Source organism: Bacteroidota bacterium, from assembly GCA_030706565.1.
In the GTDB taxonomy this organism is placed as follows: Bacteria; Bacteroidota; Bacteroidia; order Bacteroidales; family JAUZOH01; genus JAUZOH01.
On record JAUZOH010000519.1, the window covers coordinates 1 to 2,418 of the forward strand.

Below are 2,418 nucleotides of genomic sequence, written 5' to 3' on the forward strand. Positions count from 1 at the left end.
ACTTATTACATTGATTCTGACAGGGGATCTGATTCGAATGATGGCCATTCTCCTGATAGAGCATGGCGTACATTGAATAAGGTTAACAGTTTTACTTTTAAAACCGGTGATTCCATCCTATTTAGATCCGGGACAGTCCTAAAAGGTGGGCTTGTTCCAAAAGGTTCAGGTGAAAAAGGGAAGCCTATCATTATTTCAAATTATGGGAAGGGCGAAAAACCTAAAATTGAAGGAAATGGCATTTTCCCTGCAACAGTCTATTTATATAATGTCGAATATTGGAAAGTTCAAAATCTTGATATATCCAATAAGGGGGCTGTGCGCATTGCCGGACTCTGCGGCCTGAAAATTCATGCCCGGAATTATGGAACCGTACATTCCCTGGTTTTGAAAAATCTTATTGTTCATGATGTTTATGGATCCCTTGTAAAAAAAGAAGGTGGAGGGGCCGGTATTTCTGTCCAAAATCAAGGAAATAGGATAATCACAACTTTTGATAGTTTATTGATTGAAGATTGCAAAATAAGCCGGTGTGAGCGGAACGGGATTACTTTCGACGGTTATTGGCAAAGATCTGAATGGCATCCCAACCTTAATGTGGTTATCCGGAACAATGAAATTGATGAAGTTCCTGGTGATGGGATAGTTCCAATTGGTTGTGATGGGGCATTGATTGAATACAACCTGATGCATCATTCTTCCAGACTTTTACCCGATGGCGAAGCAGCAGCCGGTATATGGCCATGGAGTTGTGATAATACGATAGTTCAATACAATGAAGTGAGCGGACATAAAGCTCCCTGGGATGGACAGGGCTTTGATTCCGACTGGAATTGCAGAAACACAATTATTCAATACAACTATAGTCACGATAATGAAGGCGGATTTTTATTGGTTTGCAATGATGGTAGTGTAAAAGAGCCTTATAGTGTTGGTAATGCAGGTACAATTGTGAGATATAATGTAAGCATTAATGACGGGATCAGAAATCACAAAACCAGATCTGGGATTTTCTCCCCTGTCATACATTTTGCCGGTCCTGTTAAAAATACACTTATATATAATAATGTCATTTTTGTCCCAGAAAAGCAGAACGATTCCATCGACCATACCTTGATTAATAGTTCTAATTGGAATGGTTTTGCTGACAGCTCTTATTTTTTGAATAATATTTTTTATACCAGAGGCCCCCTGGCTTTTCAATTAGGTGAAAGTACCAGCAATCATTTTGACAGTAATTTATACTTTGGAAAATTCACTAATCTTCCCCATGATGGTCATGCTGTTTTTTCTGATCCTGCTTTTATTTCATTGCCTGATAAAAAGCTGATTGGATTTGAGGGTCTGAAGTGTTTTATGCTTCAGCCGGGTTCACCTTGTATAAATAAAGGGGAAAAAGTTATACCGGCTGCTTTAAAAGATTTTTTCGGAAATGTGGTTGAGGTTGGTCAGAATCCCTGTATCGGAATACATCAGCTTGAACCATAATGCGTGATAAAATTTTGTGATGCCATTTGATATTGTAAGTTTCATGACTCATTTAAAACTAATATGATGAACAGAAAAATTTTTAAAAATGATATTATTGACTTAAGGCTTTTATTTTCGATCGTTTTACTAGGATTTTTTTCCCTCCCTGTTGATCTGGATGCTGCCGTTACTAATTTCGTTCAAAATTCAAAAAATAGAGTTAATTGCTTTACTCCGGGTATGATTTGGAATGATAGTAATGGGAACGCTATTAATGCCCACGGTGGAGGAGTCCTGTTTTATAAAAAGACTTATTATTGGTTTGGTGAATATAAAGTTGCCGGAAAGATTGGAAATTCAGCCCAGGTCGGAATAAGCTGCTATTCTTCAAAAGATCTGATTCACTGGAAAGATGAGGGTATTGTTTTTAAAGTAGATGAAAATGGCAGCAATTCCGATATTGAAAAAGGGTGTATTATCGAGCGGCCCAAAGTTGTTTTTAATAAAAAAACTGGCAAATTCGTGATGTGGTTTCATCTTGAACTTAAGGGGAAAGGCTACGGGGCTGCTTTGGCTTCTGTGGCTGTTAGTGATGAGGTAATCGGACCCTACAAATATCTTAGGTCATATCGTCCCGATGCCGGACAGTGGCCCATTAATTTTAAAGATGAATGGAAACAAAAATCTGATGGGGAAGATACACTCAAATGGTGGACGAACTCATGGACGAATGCAGTAATTAATGGATTGTTTGTAAGAAATGATTTTCAAAAAGGACAGATGTCCAGGGATATGACCATTTTTGAAGATGATAATGAAAAGGCCTATTTAGTAAGTTCTTCAGAAGAGAACCTCACCCTTCATATTTCTGAACTTAGTGATGATTATCTTTCCTTTACTGGAAAATGGAAAAGGATACTTCCTGCAGGGCATAATGAGGCACCTGCT

At 38.0% G+C, this 2,418-nt stretch carries 2 protein-coding genes; both read left to right on the forward strand.

Annotation, left to right across the window (positions count from 1 at the left end):
• A partial coding sequence (locus Q8907_16315; GenBank protein ID MDP4275833.1) for a right-handed parallel beta-helix repeat-containing protein occupies positions 1–1,488 on the forward strand: 1,488 nt, incomplete at its 5' end.
• A 63-nt stretch (positions 1,489–1,551) separates the two neighbouring features.
• Positions 1,552–2,418, forward strand: an 867-nt coding sequence (locus Q8907_16320) for a glycoside hydrolase family 43 protein (GenBank protein MDP4275834.1), incomplete at its 3' end; no start/stop codon positions are given.